The sequence below is a fragment of the Lysobacter soli genome (genome assembly GCF_003382285.1).
Taxonomy (GTDB): domain Bacteria; phylum Pseudomonadota; class Gammaproteobacteria; order Xanthomonadales; family Xanthomonadaceae; genus Lysobacter_J; species Lysobacter_J soli.
Genome location: NZ_QTJR01000009.1, coordinates 20,260 through 39,135 on the forward strand (window position 1 = coordinate 20,260; position 18,876 = coordinate 39,135).

Genomic DNA, 18,876 nt, shown 5'->3' on the forward strand with positions numbered 1-18,876 from the left:
AGCGAACGCGCTGGCGATCACCACCAGCCCCACCACGGCCACGGCGCCGGGTACTGCACGACATCGACGGTTTCGCGTACCGGCCACAGGTAGACCACGTCGGCCTCCACGCGCGGGAAGCGGTAGTCGTATCCACCGATGCGGCGATTCTCGTAACCCGCAACGCGTCCGACGAAAGTCACTTCGCGGTTCTTCTCGAACACCGCCGGATCGTAGAAGCCGGTGCGGCAGGCGAGGAAGCGGCCGCCGGTGTCGTCGCTGCCCCAGTACGGGCGCGCCGATTCGTTGAGGTTCGTGGAGATCATCTCGAAGCAGGTGCGGTTCTGCTGCGGCTCGACGCTGACGATGCGCCCGCCCCAGCGGACCGAGGCGCCGGTGGAGTCGGACGCCGCCGCCTCGCGCGGGGTGATGGGGTTATAGGCACCCTGCAGCGGCTGCGGCGCCGAGACGCACGCGCTCAGCAGCGCGGCGCCCAATGCGAGTAGGACGAGACGGACGTTCATCGGCGTTCTCCTGGAGAAGTCGCGGGCGGGCGATGCGCGCGCAGCGCCTTGACCAAGGCGCGAGCCGAACGTCCCCCCGTTTGGGCATCAGCGTACCGCCAATCGCTGAAACGTTGGCTGAGCACGCCCAGTTCGGCGGCGAGGTCCGGACGTGCGACGGCGACGCGCGACACCCAGGTCGACGCCGCCTCGCTGGGCGACCGCTCGAGCCCGAAGCGGCGATAGCGGCGTCCGAGGCGATGCCATGCGCGCAGCACCGGATCGCGTTCGCGGTCGCTGCGCCGGCTGAACCACACCATCCAGAGCAGGCCGAGCGTCATCGCGCCCACCAGCAACGCGGTGAGTGTGCGCCAGTCCACGCGATCGACGCCGAGCGGGCTGAGCAGGCGCTCCTGGCGTTCTGCGTCGAACGACACCACCAGTTCGTTCCAGCCGCGACGCATCCAGTCGGTGACGTCGTAGAGCGACCGCACGCCCTGCAGCCCGGATTCGGCGGCAGCGCGCGAATCGAGCGTGTCGTAGATGCGCTCCGGCGCCACCGCGGCGGTCGGGTCCACGCGGACCCAGCCGCGGCCGCGCAGCCACACTTCCGCCCAGGCGTGCGCGTCCGAGCGCCGCACCAGCCAGTAATCGCCGAGCGGATTGCGATAACCGCCGGCGTAGCCGGTGACCACGCGCGCCGGAATTCCGGCCGCACGCATCAGTACGACGAAGGACGAACTGAAGTGCTCGCAGAAGCCCGCCTTCTGGTCGAAGAGGAATTCGTCGACCGTGTTGCGACCCAGCAGCGGCGTTTCCAGCGTGTACGCGAACTCGCGCTGGATCCACGTAAGTGCGCGGTCGACGATGACTGCATCGCCGCCGGTGCCGGCTTCGGCGCGCCACTGGCGGGCCAGGGCGATCGTGCGTGGGTTGAACCCCTCCGGCAGCCTCAGTGCGTGGCGACGAACGGCGGCAGAGAGATCGGCTTCGTAGCGTTCCGGCGGCGCTGACTGCAGGCGCCAGCGGCTGATCCCAACCATCGGCCGGAACGCCTGCAGCACGTGGTCGGGATCCAGGTGCGTGCCATCGGGCTGCCCCAGCGGCAGATCGAGCGCCACGAGCTGACGCCCATCGGTCGGTTCGACCTCCATTTCGTAATCCCAGCGCACGCCACCGGATTCGACCTGGGGCCGTGCCTCGCCCGGGCGCCAACGCGGCTGCGTCCACGTGCGCCCGTCGAAATCCCACAACACCGGCCCACGCCAGTACATCTGCGACGTCGGCGGCGTCGCGCCGAAGAAACGCACGCGCAAGGCGGGCGTGTCGTCGGTCATCAGGTCGATCCAGTCGCCGGGACTCATGCGGTCCGATAGACCGGTGCGCGCCATCGCCCGTTCGGGGATGCCCCACATCGGCGACGCGACGCGAGGGAACAGCCAGAACGCCGCCAGCGCAATGGGAAGGCCCACGGCGAGCAGGCGCCCGATGCCTTTCAGTCGCTGCGAAGGGCCTATTGGCCGGATGTCGCCGGATTCGAGCTCCGCCATTCGCTGCAGCGTCGCCAGGACCAGCAGCACCGCGATCAGCGCGAGCGCGAGCGACACCGGGCCCTGGTCCAGCAGGAACGTCGCGAAGGGCGCGAACAACGCGAAGCCCATCAGGCTGCGCCCATCCCGGAGGTTGAAGGTTTCGGCCGGCTTCACCGCGAGCATCGCCGCCAGCAGCGCGCAGCCGGTGTCGCGGCCGACCGAGAAACGGCTGAGCACTAGGACGAGCGCCACAAGGGCCAGTGCAATCAGCAGTCGCGGCACGCTGGGCATCGGCCGACGCCACGACAGCGCGACGATGGCGATGGCGCTGACCGCGATGCCGCCAGCCAGTTGCGCGGGCAACTGGAGCAGCAGCGGCAGCAGGCAGGCGCCGGTGCTCCAGAGCGCCCAGCGGCGCGTGCGGTCGTCCAGCGGCAGCGGCGCGTGTCTAGACATGCGGCATCAACGCCAGGGCGCGCAGGCAGGCGTGGCGGTGGACTGGTCCGCGATCGGGACCAACGGCCAGCTGGCCGGGCAACTGCAGCCGGTAGCGGCGGCCTTCGCGTTCGGCTTCATCGACCCAGCGCGCAAGACGCGAGATCCGTCCCTCGTAAGGGAGCCCCGATGTCGCGTGCCAGTCGAGCACGATTTCCGAGCCCAGCGGTTGTTCGAACTCGCGAACGATCAGCGCATCGCGACGGGCGGAGGTCTTCCACGCGATCGTCCGCGGGGCGTCTCCCGCGCGATAGCTGCGCAGGTGGTGCACGTCGTCGCCCGCCGGATGCAGCCGCGCCTGAGCGCTTTCGCCGCGGCCGCCCGGAAGCGGCGGGCCATGCGGCTCCGGCGCGGGATAGACCAGCAGCGGCGTCTCGGGCCAGACGTAGGCCCATGCGCGCGCCAGGCCCAGGGGGCGCGTCGTCGAGAGCCGCAGCTTGGGCACGTCGAACAAGCCGCGCTGTTCGGTGGGCAGCAGCAGTTGCGCGTCACCCGCGCCCTTGTCGAGGTTGAGGACGGACGGCTCTGCGTCGAAGGTGCCATCGTCGTCGAGGCGCAGGCCGCGACGCAGGCGGCCGGGTTCGGCACGCGCATGCAGGCGCAGTTCGAGCGGCGTTCCGGCCGCGACGGGTTCGGCGTCGGCGGCGATCAGCTGGAGGTCGGACAGCTGCATCTGCGCCGCGAGCAGGCTCGCGAGTCCCGCACCGGCGAGCAGCAGGCCGAGCAGCAACGCCGGATTGTTGTTGTAGTTCAACGCGCCGACCAGCATCGTGATCAGCGCCATCGCATAGAACATGCCAAAGCGCGTGGGCAGCACGTAGATGCGGCGCCGGTCCAGGCGCGCGGGAAGCGGTTCGGGATCGCGGGGCCGCGTGAACACCATCGCGATCGCATGGGCGCGCAGGTACAGGCGCCGTGCAGCGGCGACGGGCATGGATCAGTCCACCGGCACCGCGTGCAGGATCGCCTTCGCCAATGCCGCATCCTTGCCCGCGTCGACCTCGGCGACGAGGCGGTGCGCGGCGACGGCCGGGAAGAGGGCTTGCACGTCCTCCGGCAATACGTGCGCGCGACCGAGCAGCAAGGCGTACGCGCGTGCCGCGCGGAGCAACGCGAGTCCCGCGCGCGGCGACAGGCCGACTCGCACGCCCGGATGCCGGCGGCTTCGCGCGAGCAGCGCCTGCACATAAGCGATGAGCGCCTCGCTGGCATGCACGTCCTGCACGGCCTGACGTGCGGCGATCACGTCCTGCATGCCGAGTTGCGGCGTCGCGCGGGCGATCAGGTCGCGGCGGTCGGTCCCGGCGAGCAGGTCGCGTTCGGCCGCTTCGCCGGGATAACCCAGGCTCAGCCGAAGCAGGAAGCGGTCGAGCTGCGAATCGGGCAGCGGATACGTTCCGGATAGATCCACTGGGTTCTGCGTGGCGATCACGAAGAAGGGCTCGGGCAGCCGATGCGTCGTGCCGTCGACGGTGACCTGGTATTCCGCCATCGCTTCGAGCAGCGCGCTCTGCGTCCGCGGCGGCGCGCGATTGATCTCGTCGGCCAGCAGCACCTGCGTGAACACCGGACCGGAGTGGAACTGGAACTGCCGCGCCTGCGGATCAAACACCGACACGCCGACCACGTCGGCCGGCAGCAGGTCGGAGGTGAACTGCACGCGCTGGAAGTCCAGGCCGAGCGTCGCGGCAAGCGCGTGCGCCAGCGTCGTCTTGCCCAGGCCCGGCAGGTCCTCGATCAGTACATGCCCGCCGGCCAGCAATGCGACGAACGCCAGGCGCACTTCCTGCGGCTTGCCGAGCACCAGCGCGTTGACCTGTGTCTGCGCGCGGTCGAGGGATGCGCGAAGGCCATCGGTTAGCATGGCCGCCGTCGAAAGGGATACCGCCATCGTGCGTGTCTCCTGGATTGTTCCGGTGGTGCGCCGCGCGAGTCGGCCAGTCGCCGACGAACTCCCCTTCGCGAGGCGGCCGGCGCGTCGAATCATGCCCGGCCCTTCATTTCACCCGAGTGTAGCGAGGTCACGAACGGATGCGGGATGCAGTGCAGGCGCGGCGTGCCTTTTGGGTGCTGTGGGTCTCGGTTCTGGCGGTGAAGCTGCTCATCGCCGCGCGCCTGCCTCTGTTCGTCGACGAAGCCTTCTACTGGCAGGAAGGCCGGCATCCGGCGGCGGCGTACTCCGATCTCCCAGGCCTGACAGCGTGGCTGACGCGGTTGGGCACGGCGCTGGGCGAGGGCACGTTCGCCCTGCGTTTGCCGTTCCTGCTCATTGGCGCGGCGGTGCCGCTGCTGATGGTGCACGTGGCGTCGCGTGAGTTCGGCGCGAAGACCGGATGGCAAGCCGGCGTGCTGACGCTGTTGTTGCCGCTGGCGGGCGCGCTCGGCCTGATGGCGCTGCCCGATGCGGCAATGGCGCTCGCCACGCTGCTGTGCCTGGATGCGGGCGCGCGCCTGTTGCGGCAGGTCGATGCACCGGCGGCGCTGGAACTGGCCTTCGGACTCGCGTTGGGCGCGCTGTGCCATTACCGCTTCATCGCGGTGATCGTGGTCGGCTTCGTCGCACTGCTGATGCTGCCCGAAGGTCGCCGCGTGCTGCGCGACGTGCGCGTAGTGATCGCCATTGCCTTCGGTGCGTCGGCCTGGGCGCCGCTGGTGGCCTGGAACCTGGACAACGCCGATGCAGGGCTGCGCTTCCAGCTGGTGGATCGCCACCCTTGGTCCTTCCATGCCGACGGCATCCTCTTCATCGGCATCCAGGCCCTGCTGGTGACGCCGCTGTTGTTCGCGGCGATGGCGGTCGCGGCGCGGCGCAGCCTGTGGTGTGCCTCGACGGTGTCGCGGTATTTCGCGCTGCTGGGCACGGGCGTGGTCGCGGGCTTCTTCGCGCTGGGCTTCTTCGCCGATACCGAGCGCGTCAGTTTCCATTGGCCGTTGCCGGGCTACCTCGCGCTGCTTCCGCTGGTGCCGGCGGTGCTCGCCACGTGGCCGCGAGCGTGGCGACTGGCGACGTGGTGGCTGGCGGGCGCCGGGCTGGTTGCGAACCTCGGCTATTACGTCGCCGTCTCCAATGCGAACTGGCGCGAAGCGAGCGCGGCGGAGAAGTGGTATCCCGCCAACTTCGCCGGGTGGGAAACGCTCGCCGACTCGGTGCGCGCGAAGCTCGACACGATGCCGGAAGGTACGCGCGTGGTCGCCGACAACTTCAAGATCGGAGCCGAGCTCGGCTTCGCGCTTGGCGATGCGCGCATCCCGGTGCTCGATCATCCGATCAACCTCAAGCACGGACGCGCGCCACAGCTGCGCTTGTGGGGATTGCAGACGGCCGGACGCAGCGAGTGGGGCGCCGCGCCCGTGCTGCTCGTCGTCGGCGCCACGGAAGTGAAATACCGCGACCTGCTCGACCGCTATCACGCACTGTGCGGAATGGTCGGCCCGTTGCCGCCCCCGGAGGTGCTCAACATCGACCACGGACGGCAGCGCTTCCTGCTGTTTGCCTTGACGGGCGAACCGGTCGCCGGCCCGTGCACGACGCCGTCGATGGCCTGGGTGGATTCGCCCGTTGCCGACGCGCGCGTGGGCCGTCGTTTCGACGTGCGCGGCTGGGCGTTCAAGGACGGCGTCGGGTTGTCGAATGTGGAGGTCACGCTGGACGGCAAGGTCGTCGGGCAGGCGTCATACGGGCGCGAGTTCCCGGGCTTGCAGCAGGTGTGGCCGGTGTCGAACGACCCGCAGCACCCGCGTGTCGGATTCGATGCAAGCATCCAGCTGGGCGAGGACAGCGGCTTCGCGCCGGGCACGCATTGGCTCGGCCTGCGGCTCACCGGCCGCGACGGCAGTGTGGAAACCTGGGCCGAGCAGCCGGTCGAGCTGACGCGGTAAGAATCAGGGCAGGCGGACGCCCGCTTCGCGCAGCAGTCGTGCGGTGGCGATCAGCGGCAGGCCGATGAGCGCGGTCGGATCGCGATTCTCGATCGCCTCGAACAGCGTGATGCCGAGGCCTTCGGACTTGAAGCTGCCAGCGCAGTCGTAGGGCTGCTCGACGTGCAGGTAGCGTTCGATCTCGTCGGCGGCGAGCTCCCGGAACTTCACGACGGTGCAGTCGATCGCCTCGAGCGGCTGCTCGCCTTGGCGCACCAGGCACAGGCCGGTGTGGAACCGCACGGGCTGGCCCGACATCGACGCGAGTTGCGCCGCCGCGGCTTCGTGCCCGCCGGGCTTGCCGAGCGCACGGCCATCGCATTCGGCGACCTGGTCGGAGCCGATCACCCACGCGCCGGGATGCCGCGCCGCGACGTCCGAGGCCTTCGTCCGGGACAGACGACGGGCCAGCGCTTCGGGCGTCTCGTCGGGAAGCGGCGTCTCGTCGGTGCCGGGGCGCTCGGTATCGAACGGCACCCCCAGGCGGGCGAGCAGTTCGCGCCGATAAATGGAGGTGGAGGCCAGGACCAGCCGGGGCGTCGCGTTCATGCGCCCGGTGCGCGGGCCTGGGCGATGCGCGATAATTGCTGGTCGATCCGGCCGCGCGCCGCGTCGATGGAGGTGCGGACCTCGTCGAGCTGGGCCAGGCTGGCGTCCGGACCGTGGTCCCGGAGCCAAAGCCGCTGGCGGAGCATCTCGCGCATGGCCTCGCCGACCGGGTCGTCGCCGTCGCCGCCGGTGACCGCCTCGATCTCGGCCCGCGCCACCCGGAGCTGGGCTTCCAACGCATCGGCCGCATCCAGTACGTCGCGCATGGCGCGGTCGCGCCGGCTGGGTCGGGAGCGGGAATAGACCAGTGCCGCGATCACCAGGGCGGACACCAGCAGGAGCAGGGCGATGGTCACGATCGTCGACGGAAGGACGGAAGGCCTTCAGTGTGAAGGGCCGCCCCGCGCCCCGCAAATGCGACGGGCGGAAAACGTGAACTGGCCCGCTCCGGCACGACGTGTTCAGGTTTGACAGCGGGTGCGGCGATCTCTAACATTCCGCAGCTTATGTCAGCGGACCTGCCCGAGATTCTTGATGCTTGGCGCATGGTGGCGGCGCGGCGCGGCGTGGAAGGCCGTGTGCCGTTGTCGGCGCTGACGCGGCTGCGGGACAGCCTGGTCGACACCCAGGGTGAAGTGCGGTTCGCGCTCGATTTCGATCGCGATTCGCTCAAGGTGCCTTATGTCGAACTGCGTATCGATGCCGAGCTGCCGCTGACCTGTCAGCGCAGCCTGCAGCGGTTCCTGTTGCCGGTGAACATCGTGCAGCGGCTCGGCCTCATTCGCGACGAAGCGGACGAAGCCGCGTTGCCGCCCGGATACGAGCCGCTGCTGGTGCCCGAAAACGGCCAGCTGCGGACCGTCGAACTGGTCGAGGACGAACTCATCCTCGCCGTTCCGGTCGTGCCGATCATGCCCGGCACGGAAGCGGTGGAAGGCGACTGGCCCGCTCCCGAAGTGGGGCCGGAGCCGGAACGCGTGAACCCATTCGCTGCGTTGTCGGCGTTGAAGAAACATTCGAACTAGTTTTTTTTGGAGCAAGACCATGGCTGTCCAGAAGTCCCGCGTTTCCCCGTCCAAGCGTGGCATGCGTCGTTCGCACGATGCGCTGTCCGCCAAGCAGCTGGCCACCGACCCGACCACGGGCGAGACCCACCTGCGTCACCACGTCACCGCCGACGGCTACTACCGCGGCAAGAAGGTGATCGACACCAAGTCCAAGGTTGCCGACGAAGAGTAATCTCTTCGCCCACCGCCGCCCGCGCCCGTCGACCGACGCGCGCGGACGCCGCCGGGCCGACTGTCCGCCGCCGCAAGGCCCCGCGAGGCAGCGTGGCCGTGGCCGCGATCCCGATGCATTAGGGTAGCGGCGGTACGCTTCCGTCGGCTTCGCCGGCGGTCCCCGGCAAGTGCCCGACAGGGCCATCACGGCTGTGCAGCGGAGTGGCGATGACGCAACAGATTTATTCCCGCATCGCGGGAACCGGCAGCTACCTTCCCGAGAAGGTGCTGACCAACGACGACCTCGCGAAGATCGTCGATACCAGCGATGAATGGATCGCGGCCCGCACCGGCATCCGCGAGCGCCACATTGCCGCCGAAGGCGAGACCACGAGCGACCTGGCCTATCACGCCTCCGTGCGCGCCCTCGAAGCGGCCGGTGTCGATGCCACGGATCTCGACCTGATCGTCGTCGGCACGACCACGCCCGATCTCATCTTTCCGTCGACCGCCTGCCTGCTGCAGCACCGTCTCGGTGCCAACGGCTGCCCCGCGTTCGACGTCAACGCCGCCTGCACCGGCTTCGTCTATGCGCTGACGGTTGCCGACAAGTTCATACGTTCCGGCGCCGCGAAGACCGTGCTCGTGGTTGGTGCGGAAACGCTGACGCGCATGCTCGACTGGAGCGACCGCTCCACCTGCGTGCTCTTCGGCGATGGCGCCGGCGCGGTCGTGCTCAAGGCCGACACCGAAACCGGCATCCTCAGCACCCACATGCACGCCGACGGCGGCAAGAAGGAACTGCTGTGGAATCCGGTCGGCGTGTCGGCCGGTTTCAAGCCCGAAGAACACAACGCCGGCGTGCGCGTGCTGATGACCGGAAACGAGGTCTTCAAGCATGCGGTGAAGGCGCTCGATTCTGTCGTGGAAGAAACGCTGGAAGCCAACGGACTGGATCGCCACGACATCGACTGGCTGATCCCGCACCAGGCCAACCTGCGCATCATCGAAGCCACGGCCAAGCGCCTGGACATGCCGATGGAGCGCGTGGTCGTCACCGTCGACAAGCACGGCAACACGTCGTCGGGTTCGGTGCCGCTGGCACTGGATGAAGCCGTGCGTTCGGGCAAGGTGCAGCGCGGCCAGCTCGTGCTGCTCGAAGCCTTCGGCGGCGGCTTCACCTGGGGCTCGGCGCTGCTGCGCTACTGAGTTTCCTCGTCGCGAAGAACATGACGCCTCCGCTCGATGCGGAGGCGTTCTTGTTTGTGCCTTGGAAACGGCGAGACTGACGCGATCCTCGGAAGTCGCCTACATCCTGGCGCGCACTGTTGCGATGCCATCGGTTCCGCATGCACGTCATGCTTCCCGATCTCGAGCGGCACGGACAAGAGACCCATGAGCAGGCGGACGAATACACACGTCGGTGCGTCGAGCGACAGGAGTTTTGGCCGCCGAAACTTAATCGGCCAACGAGCCCGCGGCATGAGCTGTTTACGAAGCGCGCGCCTTCACAGTTCCGCAACGCATCCGGTCTTCAATACGACCCGGTACAGACGCACTAGAGCAAAGGCTCGTATCATGCGCACTCTTTTCGCAGGGACCCCCGCCGAGTGACCGATTCCACCGCCCACGACGCTTCGCTGGCCTTCGTGTTTCCAGGCCAGGGTTCCCAGTCCGTCGGCATGCTCGCGGAGCTGGCCGAACTGCACCCGATCGTGCGCGAGACCTTCGGCGAGGCCAGCGATGGCGCCGGCGTCGACCTGTGGGCGCTGAGCCAGGGCGGTCCGGAAGAAATGCTCAACCGCACCGAGTACACCCAGCCGGCGCTGCTCGCCGCGGGCGTAGCGGTGTGGCGCGCGTGGCACGGGCAGGGCGGTCGTTCGCCGGCGCTGCTTGCCGGCCACAGCCTGGGTGAATACACCGCCCTGGTCGCCGCTGGCGCGCTGTCGCTGAAGGACGGGGCGCATCTGGTTCGGCTGCGCGGGCAATTGATGCAGGACGCCGCACCAGCGGGCGTGGGCGCGATGGCTGCGGTCCTGGGTGCCGAAGACGCGCTCGTGCAGGAAGTCTGCGAAGCGGTATCCGGCACCGAGGTGGTGGTTCCGGCCAACTTCAATTCGCCCGGCCAGATCGTCATCGGCGGTCATGCCGCGGCGGTCGACAAGGCGCTGGCGATGCTTGGCGAACGTGGTGTGCGCAAGGCGGTGAAGCTCGCCGTCAGCGTGCCCTCGCACACGCCGCTGATGCGCGAGGCCGCCAACCGCCTCGCCGAAGCGATGACAGGCCTGTCCTGGCGCATGCCCGACCGGCCCGTCGTGCAGAACGTCGATGCACGGGTGCACGAAAGCGTGGACGCCATTCGCGACGCGCTCGTGCGCCAGCTCTACCTGCCCGTGCAATGGACCGGTTGCGTCCAGTCGCTGGCAGGCAAGGGCGCCACGCGCATGGCCGAATGCGGCCCCGGCAAGGTCCTGGCCGGCCTGGTCAAGCGCATCGACAAAAGTATCGACGCACGCGCGATCGGCGCGGTGGGCGAGTTCGAATCCGCGCTCGCCGAGTGGAAATGATCATCGGCATGCAGGCGCGCGGATCCGCATGATCCCGCGCCGGATGCGCATCCTGACGGATGCGCTTTCACTGCGCTCTCAATGGAGACCTCAATGACCCAGCTTCTCAAAGGTGAAATCGCCCTGGTCACTGGTGCCAGCCGCGGCATCGGCGCGGCGATCGCCGACGAACTGGCCGCGCAGGGCGCGACGGTGATCGGCACGGCCACGTCCGAAAGCGGCGCGAACGCCATCGGCGAACGCCTCGCCGCGCACGGTGGTCACGGCCGCGTGCTCGACGTCAGCGACGCCGCATCGATCGAAACGCTGATCGACGGCATCACCAAGGACATCGGCGCCATCTCGATCCTCGTGAACAATGCCGGCATCACGCGCGACAACCTGCTGATGCGCATGAAGGACGAGGACTGGCAGGCGATCCTCGACACCAATCTCACCAGCGTCTACCGCACCAGCAAGGCGGTGATGCGCTCGATGATGAAGGCGCGCAAGGGCCGCATCATCAACATCGCTTCGGTGATCGGCGTGACCGGCAATGCCGGCCAGGCCAACTACGCCGCGGCCAAGGCCGGCATCATCGCCTTCAGCAAGTCGCTGGCGAAGGAGATCGGCAGCCGCAATATCACGGTCAACGTCGTGGCGCCGGGCTTCATCGACACCGACATGACCAAGGCGCTGCCGGAAGACGCCAAGAACGCGATGCTCGGCCAGATCGCGCTCGGCCGTTTCGGCGAGCCGGCGGACATCGCCCGCGCGGTGGCCTTCCTGGCCGGCCCGTCCGCGGCCTACATCACCGGCGAGACCCTGCACGTCAACGGCGGCATGTACATGCCGTGAGCGGCCTCGGCCGATCAATGTTTCAGCTGTAACCGCTTGAACCCAAAGGGCTTTCGCGTATGCTCGCGATCGTCCTCGATTCAATTAGACTATTCCGTCGAATATCCCGTCCCGGGAGGAGTGAGAACCCATGAGCAGCATCGAAGAACGCGTCAAGAAGATCGTGGTCGAACAGCTTGGCGTTAAGGAAGAAGAAGTCACCAACAACGCTTCGTTCGTCGACGACCTCGGCGCGGACTCGCTCGACACCGTCGAGCTGGTGATGGCGCTCGAAGAAGAGTTCGAGTGCGAGATCCCGGACGAAGAGGCCGAGAAGATCACCTCGGTGCAGCAGGCGATCGACTACGTGAAGGCTCACGTCAAGAGCTAAGCGTCCATCGCTTGGCGGATGCCGGCCCACTGGCCCGGCGTCCGCGAAAACCAACGCCGAGCTTCGGCGCCTGGTACGTCAGGAAAATCAGACCGGGGCCGCACATAGCGGCCCCGTGTCTTATCAGCCGGTCTATACGCCGGCGTAGTGTCAGACGGAGTGTTTCATGTCCAACAACCGACGCGTAGTCGTGACCGGCCTGGGCGCTGTGTCGCCGCTGGGCAACGACGTCGCCAGCACCTGGGACGGCATCGTCAACGGTCGCTCCGGCATCGGCCCGATCACCCATTTCGACGCCACCAACTTCACCACCCGCATCGCGGGCGAAGTGCGCGACTTCGACATCACCCAGTGGGTGAACCCGAAGGACGCCAAGAAGATGGAGGAGTTCATCCATTACGGCGTGGCCGCCTCGCTGATGGCGATGAAGGACGCCGATCTCACGGTCGACGAATCCAACGCCGAGCGCATCGGCGCGCTCATCGGCTCCGGCATCGGTGGCCTGCTGGGCATCGAGGAACAAACGGTCAAGTTCCACGACGGTGGCCCGCGCAAGGTCTCGCCGTTCTACGTGCCCAGCACGATCATCAACATGCTGCCCGGCCAGGTGTCGCTGCTGACCGGCATCAAGGGCCCGAACTTCTCGGCCGTCTCGGCCTGCGCCACCGCCAACCATTCCATCGGCATGGCGATGCGCATGATCCAGTACGGCGATGCCGACGTGATGATCGCCGGCGGCGCCGAGCGCGGCTCATCGCCGACGTCGGTCGCGGGCTTCTGCTCGATGAAGGCGATGTCCACCCGCAATGACGACCCGAGGCACGCGTCGCGCCCGTGGGACAAGGACCGCGACGGTTTCGTGCTCGGTGACGGCGCCGGCATCCTGGTGCTGGAAGAATACGAGCGCGCCAAGGCGCGCGGCGCGCGCATCTATTGCGAACTCGCCGGCTTCGGCGCCAGTTCCGACGCCTTCCACATGACCGCCCCCAGCGAGAATGGCGAAGGCCCGGCGCGCTGCATGGTCGCGGCGATGAAGGACGCGGGCGTCAACGCCGACCAGATCGAGTACCTCAACGCGCACGGCACCTCGACGCCGCTGGGCGATCTCGCCGAAACGCTCGCGATCAAGCGCGCGCTGGGCGACCACGCCTACAAGACGATGGTGAGCTCCACCAAGTCGATGACCGGCCACCTGCTCGGCGCGGCCGGCGGCGTGGAGGCCATCTTCTCCGTGCTCGCGCTGCACCACGGCATCATCCCGCCGACGATCAACCTGTTCGAAGCGGGCGAGGGTTGCGACCTGGACTACGTGCCGAACGTGGCACGCGAGAAGAAGATCGACGTCGCGATGTCGAACGGCTTCGGCTTCGGCGGCACCAACGGCACGCTGGTGTTCCGGCGCGTCTGATCGTCGTTGAAGTGCGACCCCGAAATCCCCGCTTTGGCGGGGATTTCTTTTTCTGCACAGCCGCCCAGTTCAGTCCTGGATTCACCCGATCGCGTGTGCCGGCACCCGCGCGTGACGGCGATGAAAAGCGTTCATCGGCTAGCGACGAACGTTCCAGGCCTGGGTCCCGGTCTTCGCCGGTATGACGAGCAGATTGTCGGGAGGGCGGTTGTACGGGCCGCCAGACCGCGCCAATAGACGACAATGTCGCCATGCTCCTGACCCATCCGCTCCCCACCTCGTTCGACCTGCTCGCGCTCCAGCGCCTGGCGCTGGCCCGCTATCCGCTGCTGCTGGAATCCAGCGCGCACGGCACCGCGCAGGGCCGTTGGGACCTGCTGCTCGTTGCCGATGGCGGCCAGCTTCGCCTCGACACCGACGCAACGGTTCGCGACGAAAACGGTACCGGGATCGGCACTGATTTCTTTGCCGCGCTCGACGCCCAATGGCAGGCCGAGCGCGTCCCGCGCGACGAACCGCGCTGGCCGTTCCGTGGCGGCTGGGCACTGCTCTTTGGTTACGAGGCCGCGGCGCAGGTCGAGCCGATCCTGTCGCTGCCGCGCGCGGAAGGTCGCCTTCCAGTCGCGCTCGCATTGCGTTGCCCGGCCGCCGTGCTGCGCGATCACACCAGCGGCGAGTGCGTGCTGGTCGTCGAAACGGCACACGAGACGCTGCGCGACGACGTCCTCGACGACATCGCCCAACTCGCCGCGCAACCGCCGCTGCCGGCGTGGCACGGGCCCGTCGCGCTGGACGAAGACGAATCCGATCGCTTCACCGACGGCGTACGCCGCGTGCTCGATTACCTCGCCGCCGGCGATGTCTTCCAGGCCAACCTGTCGCGCGGCTGGCGCGCGCGTTTCGGTCGCGACGTGCAGGCCGCCGAACTGTTCCAGCGCCTGCGCGAGAACAACCCCGCACCGTTCGCCGGTGTGTTCGCGGGCGACGACTGGGCCGTCGTCAGCGCATCGCCGGAGCGGCTGGTGTCGGTGCGCGGCGATGTCGTCGAGACGCGTCCCATCGCCGGCACGCGTCCGCGATTCGATGGCGACGACGACGCGGCGCGCATCCAGGAACTGGTCGGCCATCCGAAGGAGCGCGCCGAGCACGTGATGCTGATCGACCTGGAACGCAACGACCTCGGACGCGTCTGCACGCCGGGCAGCGTCGAAGTCGATGAACTCATGACGGTCGAAAGCTACGCGCACGTGCACCACATCGTGAGCAACGTGCGCGGCCGCCTGCGCAGCGACGCGACGCCTGGGCAGGTGATCCGCGCGGTGTTCCCGGGCGGCACCATTACCGGCTGCCCGAAGGTGCGCTGCATGCAGATCATCGCCGAGCTCGAAGGCGTCGGCCGCGGCGCCTACACGGGTGCGATGGGCTGGCTCAACCGCGATGGCGACATGGACCTGAACATCCTGATCCGCAGCGCCGAGCTCGAATCGACGCCCGACGGCGCGACGCTGCGCTTCCGCACCGGTGCCGGCATCGTGGCCGATTCCGACCCGCGCAAGGAACTCGACGAAACCCGCGCCAAGGCGCGCGGCATGCTGCGCGCGCTGGGAGTGGCCGGATGAGCGTGCGGCACTTCGTCGGCGATCAGTCGGTGGCGAACACGCCCGACCAGGATCGCGGCCTCGCATACGGCGACGGGTTGTTCGAAACCATGCGTGCCCACGACGGCGATGTGCACTGGTGGCCCGCGCACTGGCGGCGGCTCGAACGCGGTGCTCACGCGCTCGGAATCGCGTTGCCGGACCGGGCACGCGTTCGCCACGAAGCGCAGGCGCTACTCGACGGCGCCGGCGGTGTGCTCAAGCTGATCGTCACGCGCGGCGTTGGCGGCCGCGGTTATGCGCCGTTCGATGCCATCTCGCCGCATTGGATCGTGTCGCGCCACGACGCGCCGCCCGCGGCGCCTGCCGACGGCCTGACGCTGCGCTGGTGCGACACGCGCCTCGCAGTGCAGCCAGCGCTGGCGGGGATCAAGCACTGCAACCGGCTCGAACAGGTGCTGGCGCGCGCCGAATGGCGCGATGCCGACGTCGACGAAGGCCTGATGCGCAGCACCGAAGGCGACGTCGTCAGCGCCACTGCGGCCAATCTGTTCGTCCTGCACGACGGCCGCTGGACGACCCCGGCCGTGGACCGCTGCGGCATCGCCGGCGTGTGCCGCGAATGGGCGATCGACGCCCTTCAGGCGCGGGAGGCGCGCCTGGCTGTGACCGAAGTCGAAGCGGCCGAGGCCGTTTTCCTGTGCAATGCCGCGCGCGGTATCCTGCCCGTGGCGCGGCTCGGCGCTCGCGTCTGGCGACCGCACCCGCAGGTGGCGCAACTTCGCCGCCGCCTGGCCGCCGAGCATCCCGCATTCGCCACGGAGGTTGCGTGAGTCGCAAATCTGGCCGCCGCCTGGGCGGCTTCTTGTTCGTGTTGCTGTTGATCGCCGCCGGCGTCGGCGCGTACCTGTGGCAGCGCTACACCAGCTTCGCCGATGCGCCGCTGGCGGGTCTGGAAGCAGGCGAAAGCCTGGTCGTCGAACGCGGCGATTCGCTCCCGGCCATCGTCCGCAAGCTCCGCGAGGCCGGCGTCCACCAGGGCGATCTGGTCGAATGGCGGGCGCTGGCGCGCCAGCTCGGCGCCGCCGGCAAGCTGCAGGTCGGCGAATACGCGCTGGAACCCGGCACCTCGCCCCGCGACCTGCTCACCGCGATGCGCGACGGCAAGGTCGTGCGTCGCCGCTTCACCATCGTGGAAGGCTGGAACATCCGCGAACTGCGCGCGGCGCTGTCGCGGGCGGAGGAACTCAAGCACGAAACGACCAGCCTCGACGACGTCGCCTTGATGAAAGCGCTGGGTCATCCCGGCCACCATCCTGAAGGCCGCTTCCTGCCGGAGACCTACCTGTTCACGCGCGGCGACAGCGACCTGGATGTGCTCAAACGCGCGCACGAGGCGATGGAGAAGGCGCTCGCCGCCGCGTGGGAGCGCCGCGTGCCCGACAGCGTGCTGAAGACGCCCGACGAAATGCTGGTGCTCGCGTCCATCGTCGAAAAGGAAACCGGCATCGCGGAGGAACGTCCGCGCATCGCCGGGCTGTTCGAACGCCGCCTGCAGATCGGCATGCGCCTTCAGACCGACCCGACCGTGATCTACGGGCTGGGCACGAATTACGACGGCAACCTGCGCAAGGTCCACCTCACCACCGACACGCCATACAACACCTACACGCGCACCGGCCTGCCGCCGACGCCGATCGCGATGCCCGGCGCCGATGCGCTGCAGGCGGTCGCGCGTCCGCAGCGTGGCGAGGAGCTGTATTTCGTCGCGGTGGGCGATGGCAGCGGGCGTCATCTGTTCGCGCGCACGCTCGCCGAACACGAGGCGAACGTGCAGCGCTACCTGCAGAAATACCGCCAGGCGCGCGCGGCCGAACGCACCGCCGAGCCGGCGGCCGGCGCGAAGACGCAGGAACGCCAATGACGCTTCGTTCGTACCCGCGCTTCATCACGCTGGAAGGCAGCGAGGGGGCCGGCAAGTCGACGGTGCTCGCCGCGCTGCGCGAGGTGCTGGCGGGCGATGCACGCGACACCGTCGTGACGCGCGAGCCGGGCGGCACGCCGCTGGCCGAACAGATCCGCGGCCTGCTGCTCGACACGCACCACGAACCGCCGACGACTGAAGCCGAGTTGCTGCTGGTCTTCGCCGCGCGTGCGCAGCATGTGCGCGAGACCATCCTGCCGGCGCTGGAGCGCGGCGCCTGGGTGATCAGCGACCGCTTCACCGACGCCAGTTACGCCTACCAGGGCGCGGCGCGCGGGGGCGATCTCGACTTCATCGGCGAACTCGAACGCCGCGTCGTCGGCATCGCCCCCGGCATGACGCTGTTGCTCGACGTGCCCGTTGCGATCGGACTGCAACGTGCGCGCGGACGCGGCGCGACCGATCGCATCGAGGCCGAACGCGAGGACTTCTTCGAACGTGTGCGCGAGGGTTACCTCGCACGCGCGAAGGCGGACCCCGCACGCTTCCGCGTGATCGACGCGACGCAACCGGCCGACGTCGTCGCCGCGCAGGCCGTCGCGCACCTGCGCGACTGGATCGGAGCGAACGCATGAGCGCCGCCGTCGCCAACTTCGCGCCGTGGCAGCAGCGCGTGTACGACCAGGCCGTCGCGGCGCTCGACGCCGGCCGGCTCGCGCATGGGCTGCTGTTCTGCGGTCCGGCGAAGCTCGGCAAGCGCGCGGTCGCCGAACGACTCGCGCGGCGCGTGCTGTGCCAGCAGCCGGTCGCCGCAGGCGAGCCCTGCGGCAAGTGCCGGAGCTGCCACCTGATCGATTCGGGCACGCATCCCGACTACCACGTCGTCTCCTTCGTTCCGAACAAGGAAGGGACGCGGCTGCGCACGGAAATCGTGATCGAGCAGATCCGCGAACTGTCCGAAAAACTGTCGCTCACGCCGCAATACGGCGGCGCCCAGGTGGCGATCCTCGATCCGGCCGAGGCGATCAACAACGCCGCCGGCAACGCGCTGCTCAAGACGCTCGAGGAGCCCGTGCCGGGCCGCTACCTGTGGCTGGTGAGCGCGCATCCGGCGCGGTTGTCGGCGACGATCCGCAGCCGCTGCCAGCGTTACGAATTCAAGCTTCCGCCGCACGACGAGGCGCTGGCCTGGCTCCGGGGCAACAGCCATGCGGACGCCGTGGCGCGTGAGGCGCTGGACGCCGCGCGCGGCCATCCCGGCCTGGCGCAGGAATGGATCGAGAACGACGGCCTCAAGCTGCGTCGCGACGTCGCCGCCGATCTGGCGAAGCTTGGCCGCGGCGATGCGGGCGCGGTCGAGATCGCGCAGCGCTGGGTCGGAGATGAACAGGCGGCGCTTCGTTTGCGGCATGCCGCGGACCTCGCGCTGGCCGAGGCCGCCGGCTTGACCGACCCGATGCGAACGCGCAGTCTGGCCGCGTGGTTCGATCAGGCGAACCGGACCCGGGACCTGCTGCGCACCACGGTGCGGGCGGACCTCGCGGTCACCGAATTGTTGCTGGCCTGGCGCGGCGCGAACGGCGCCCAGGCGTCTGGGGGAAGTAGAAGATGAGCGGTATGAACGCAGCGGGCGGCGCGCGCCAGGGCATCCTGTCGTGCGCGATCAAGGACAAGGCGCAGCTCTACAGCGCGTACATGCCGTTCCTCAAGAGCGGCGGCATCTTCGTGCCCACGCCCAAGCGCTATTTCCTCGGCGACGAGGTCTTCCTGCTGCTCACCTTGCCCGAATCCAACGAGCGCCTGCCTGTCGCCGGCAAGGTCGTGTGGGTGACGCCGGTGGGCGCGCAGGGCAATCGCCCGGCCGGCATCGGCGTGCAGTTCGCCGACAGTGCCGAAGGCGAGACAGTGAAGGGCAAGATCGAAGCGCTGCTCGCCGGCACGCTCGCTGCGGAACGCCCGACGCACACGATGTAAGG

General features: G+C 68.7%; 20 protein-coding genes. 14 read left to right on the forward strand and 6 right to left on the reverse strand.

Annotation, left to right across the window (positions count from 1 at the left end):
* Window positions 1-17: 17 nt before the first annotated feature.
* From DX912_RS12990 to DX912_RS13005, 4 genes are read right to left on the reverse strand one after another with little or no spacing between them, the layout of a single operon-like run.
* On the reverse strand, window positions 18-503 hold the full coding sequence (locus DX912_RS12990; protein WP_115842953.1) for a Slp family lipoprotein: 486 nt from the start codon (window positions 501-503) through the stop codon (window positions 18-20).
* A complete protein-coding gene (locus tag DX912_RS12995) occupies window positions 500-2,470 on the reverse strand; it encodes a transglutaminase TgpA family protein (RefSeq protein ID WP_115842954.1) in 1,971 nt (656 codons plus the stop codon). The genes DX912_RS12990 and DX912_RS12995 overlap by 4 nt, the downstream gene beginning before the upstream one ends.
* The gene (locus DX912_RS13000) at window positions 2,463-3,413 is read right to left on the reverse strand and encodes a DUF58 domain-containing protein (protein ID WP_425477950.1); all 951 of its coding nucleotides are present in this window, start codon (window positions 3,411-3,413) and stop codon (window positions 2,463-2,465) included. Before DX912_RS13000 ends, DX912_RS12995 begins: the two co-directional genes overlap by 8 nt.
* Before the next feature lie 33 nt (window positions 3,414-3,446).
* Window positions 3,447-4,400, reverse strand: coding sequence for an AAA family ATPase (locus DX912_RS13005; RefSeq protein ID WP_325050579.1), 954 nt, complete (start codon window positions 4,398-4,400; stop codon window positions 3,447-3,449).
* A 140-nt stretch (window positions 4,401-4,540) separates the two neighbouring features.
* Between DX912_RS13005 and DX912_RS13010 the strand changes: the two genes are divergently transcribed.
* Window positions 4,541-6,388, forward strand: coding sequence for an ArnT family glycosyltransferase (locus tag DX912_RS13010; protein WP_115842955.1), 1,848 nt, complete (start codon window positions 4,541-4,543; stop codon window positions 6,386-6,388).
* A 3-nt stretch (window positions 6,389-6,391) separates the two neighbouring features.
* On the opposite strand, the gene DX912_RS13015 is transcribed toward DX912_RS13010, so the two are convergent.
* Both DX912_RS13015 and DX912_RS13020 read right to left on the reverse strand, forming a co-directional pair.
* Entirely contained in the window at window positions 6,392-6,976 is a 585-nt protein-coding gene (locus DX912_RS13015) for a Maf family protein (RefSeq protein WP_115842956.1), read from the reverse strand.
* Complete coding sequence (locus DX912_RS13020; RefSeq protein WP_115842957.1) at window positions 6,973-7,332, reverse strand: hypothetical protein; 360 nt, start codon at window positions 7,330-7,332, stop codon at window positions 6,973-6,975. The genes DX912_RS13015 and DX912_RS13020 overlap by 4 nt, the downstream gene beginning before the upstream one ends.
* 150 nt (window positions 7,333-7,482) lie before the next feature.
* Between DX912_RS13020 and DX912_RS13025 the strand changes: the two genes are divergently transcribed.
* The 13 genes from DX912_RS13025 (at window position 7,483) to DX912_RS13085 (ending at window position 18,874) form a co-directional block, all read left to right on the forward strand.
* Window positions 7,483-8,001 carry a YceD family protein gene (locus tag DX912_RS13025; RefSeq protein ID WP_115842958.1) on the forward strand — a complete coding sequence of 173 codons (519 nt, stop codon included), beginning with the start codon at window positions 7,483-7,485 and terminating at the stop codon, window positions 7,999-8,001.
* A gap of 19 nt (window positions 8,002-8,020) precedes the next feature.
* The gene (gene rpmF, locus DX912_RS13030; RefSeq protein WP_115842959.1) at window positions 8,021-8,215 is read left to right on the forward strand and encodes a 50S ribosomal protein L32; all 195 of its coding nucleotides are present in this window, start codon (window positions 8,021-8,023) and stop codon (window positions 8,213-8,215) included.
* Window positions 8,216-8,424: 209 nt separating this feature from the next.
* The gene (locus DX912_RS13035; protein ID WP_115842960.1) at window positions 8,425-9,405 is read left to right on the forward strand and encodes a beta-ketoacyl-ACP synthase III; all 981 of its coding nucleotides are present in this window, start codon (window positions 8,425-8,427) and stop codon (window positions 9,403-9,405) included.
* Between the two features lie 401 nt (window positions 9,406-9,806).
* Window positions 9,807-10,763 carry an ACP S-malonyltransferase gene (fabD, locus tag DX912_RS13040; protein ID WP_115842961.1) on the forward strand — a complete coding sequence of 319 codons (957 nt, stop codon included), beginning with the start codon at window positions 9,807-9,809 and terminating at the stop codon, window positions 10,761-10,763.
* 93 nt (window positions 10,764-10,856) lie between these two features.
* Window positions 10,857-11,600: a 3-oxoacyl-ACP reductase FabG gene (fabG, locus tag DX912_RS13045; protein WP_115842962.1), complete on the forward strand. Its 744-nt coding sequence runs from the start codon at window positions 10,857-10,859 to the stop codon at window positions 11,598-11,600.
* A gap of 130 nt (window positions 11,601-11,730) precedes the next feature.
* Entirely contained in the window at window positions 11,731-11,970 is a 240-nt protein-coding gene (gene acpP / locus DX912_RS13050; RefSeq protein WP_031373652.1) for an acyl carrier protein, read from the forward strand.
* A 166-nt stretch (window positions 11,971-12,136) separates the two neighbouring features.
* Window positions 12,137-13,378: a beta-ketoacyl-ACP synthase II gene (gene fabF / locus DX912_RS13055; RefSeq protein ID WP_115842963.1), complete on the forward strand. Its 1,242-nt coding sequence runs from the start codon at window positions 12,137-12,139 to the stop codon at window positions 13,376-13,378.
* Between the two features lie 251 nt (window positions 13,379-13,629).
* Complete coding sequence (locus DX912_RS13060; RefSeq protein ID WP_115842964.1) at window positions 13,630-14,997, forward strand: aminodeoxychorismate synthase component I; 1,368 nt, start codon at window positions 13,630-13,632, stop codon at window positions 14,995-14,997.
* Window positions 14,994-15,809, forward strand: coding sequence for an aminodeoxychorismate lyase (pabC, locus tag DX912_RS13065; RefSeq protein WP_115842965.1), 816 nt, complete (start codon window positions 14,994-14,996; stop codon window positions 15,807-15,809). Before DX912_RS13060 ends, pabC begins: the two co-directional genes overlap by 4 nt.
* Window positions 15,806-16,900, forward strand: coding sequence for an endolytic transglycosylase MltG (gene mltG / locus DX912_RS13070; RefSeq protein WP_233433589.1), 1,095 nt, complete (start codon window positions 15,806-15,808; stop codon window positions 16,898-16,900). Before pabC ends, mltG begins: the two co-directional genes overlap by 4 nt.
* Window positions 16,897-17,535, forward strand: a complete 639-nt coding sequence (gene tmk / locus DX912_RS13075; protein ID WP_115842966.1) for a dTMP kinase — start codon at window positions 16,897-16,899, stop codon at window positions 17,533-17,535. Before mltG ends, tmk begins: the two co-directional genes overlap by 4 nt.
* Entirely contained in the window at window positions 17,532-18,512 is a 981-nt protein-coding gene (locus DX912_RS13080; RefSeq protein WP_115842967.1) for a DNA polymerase III subunit delta', read from the forward strand. The genes tmk and DX912_RS13080 overlap by 4 nt, the downstream gene beginning before the upstream one ends.
* Window positions 18,509-18,874, forward strand: a complete 366-nt coding sequence (locus tag DX912_RS13085; protein ID WP_115842968.1) for a PilZ domain-containing protein — start codon at window positions 18,509-18,511, stop codon at window positions 18,872-18,874. Before DX912_RS13080 ends, DX912_RS13085 begins: the two co-directional genes overlap by 4 nt.
* Window positions 18,875-18,876 lie beyond the last annotated feature (2 nt).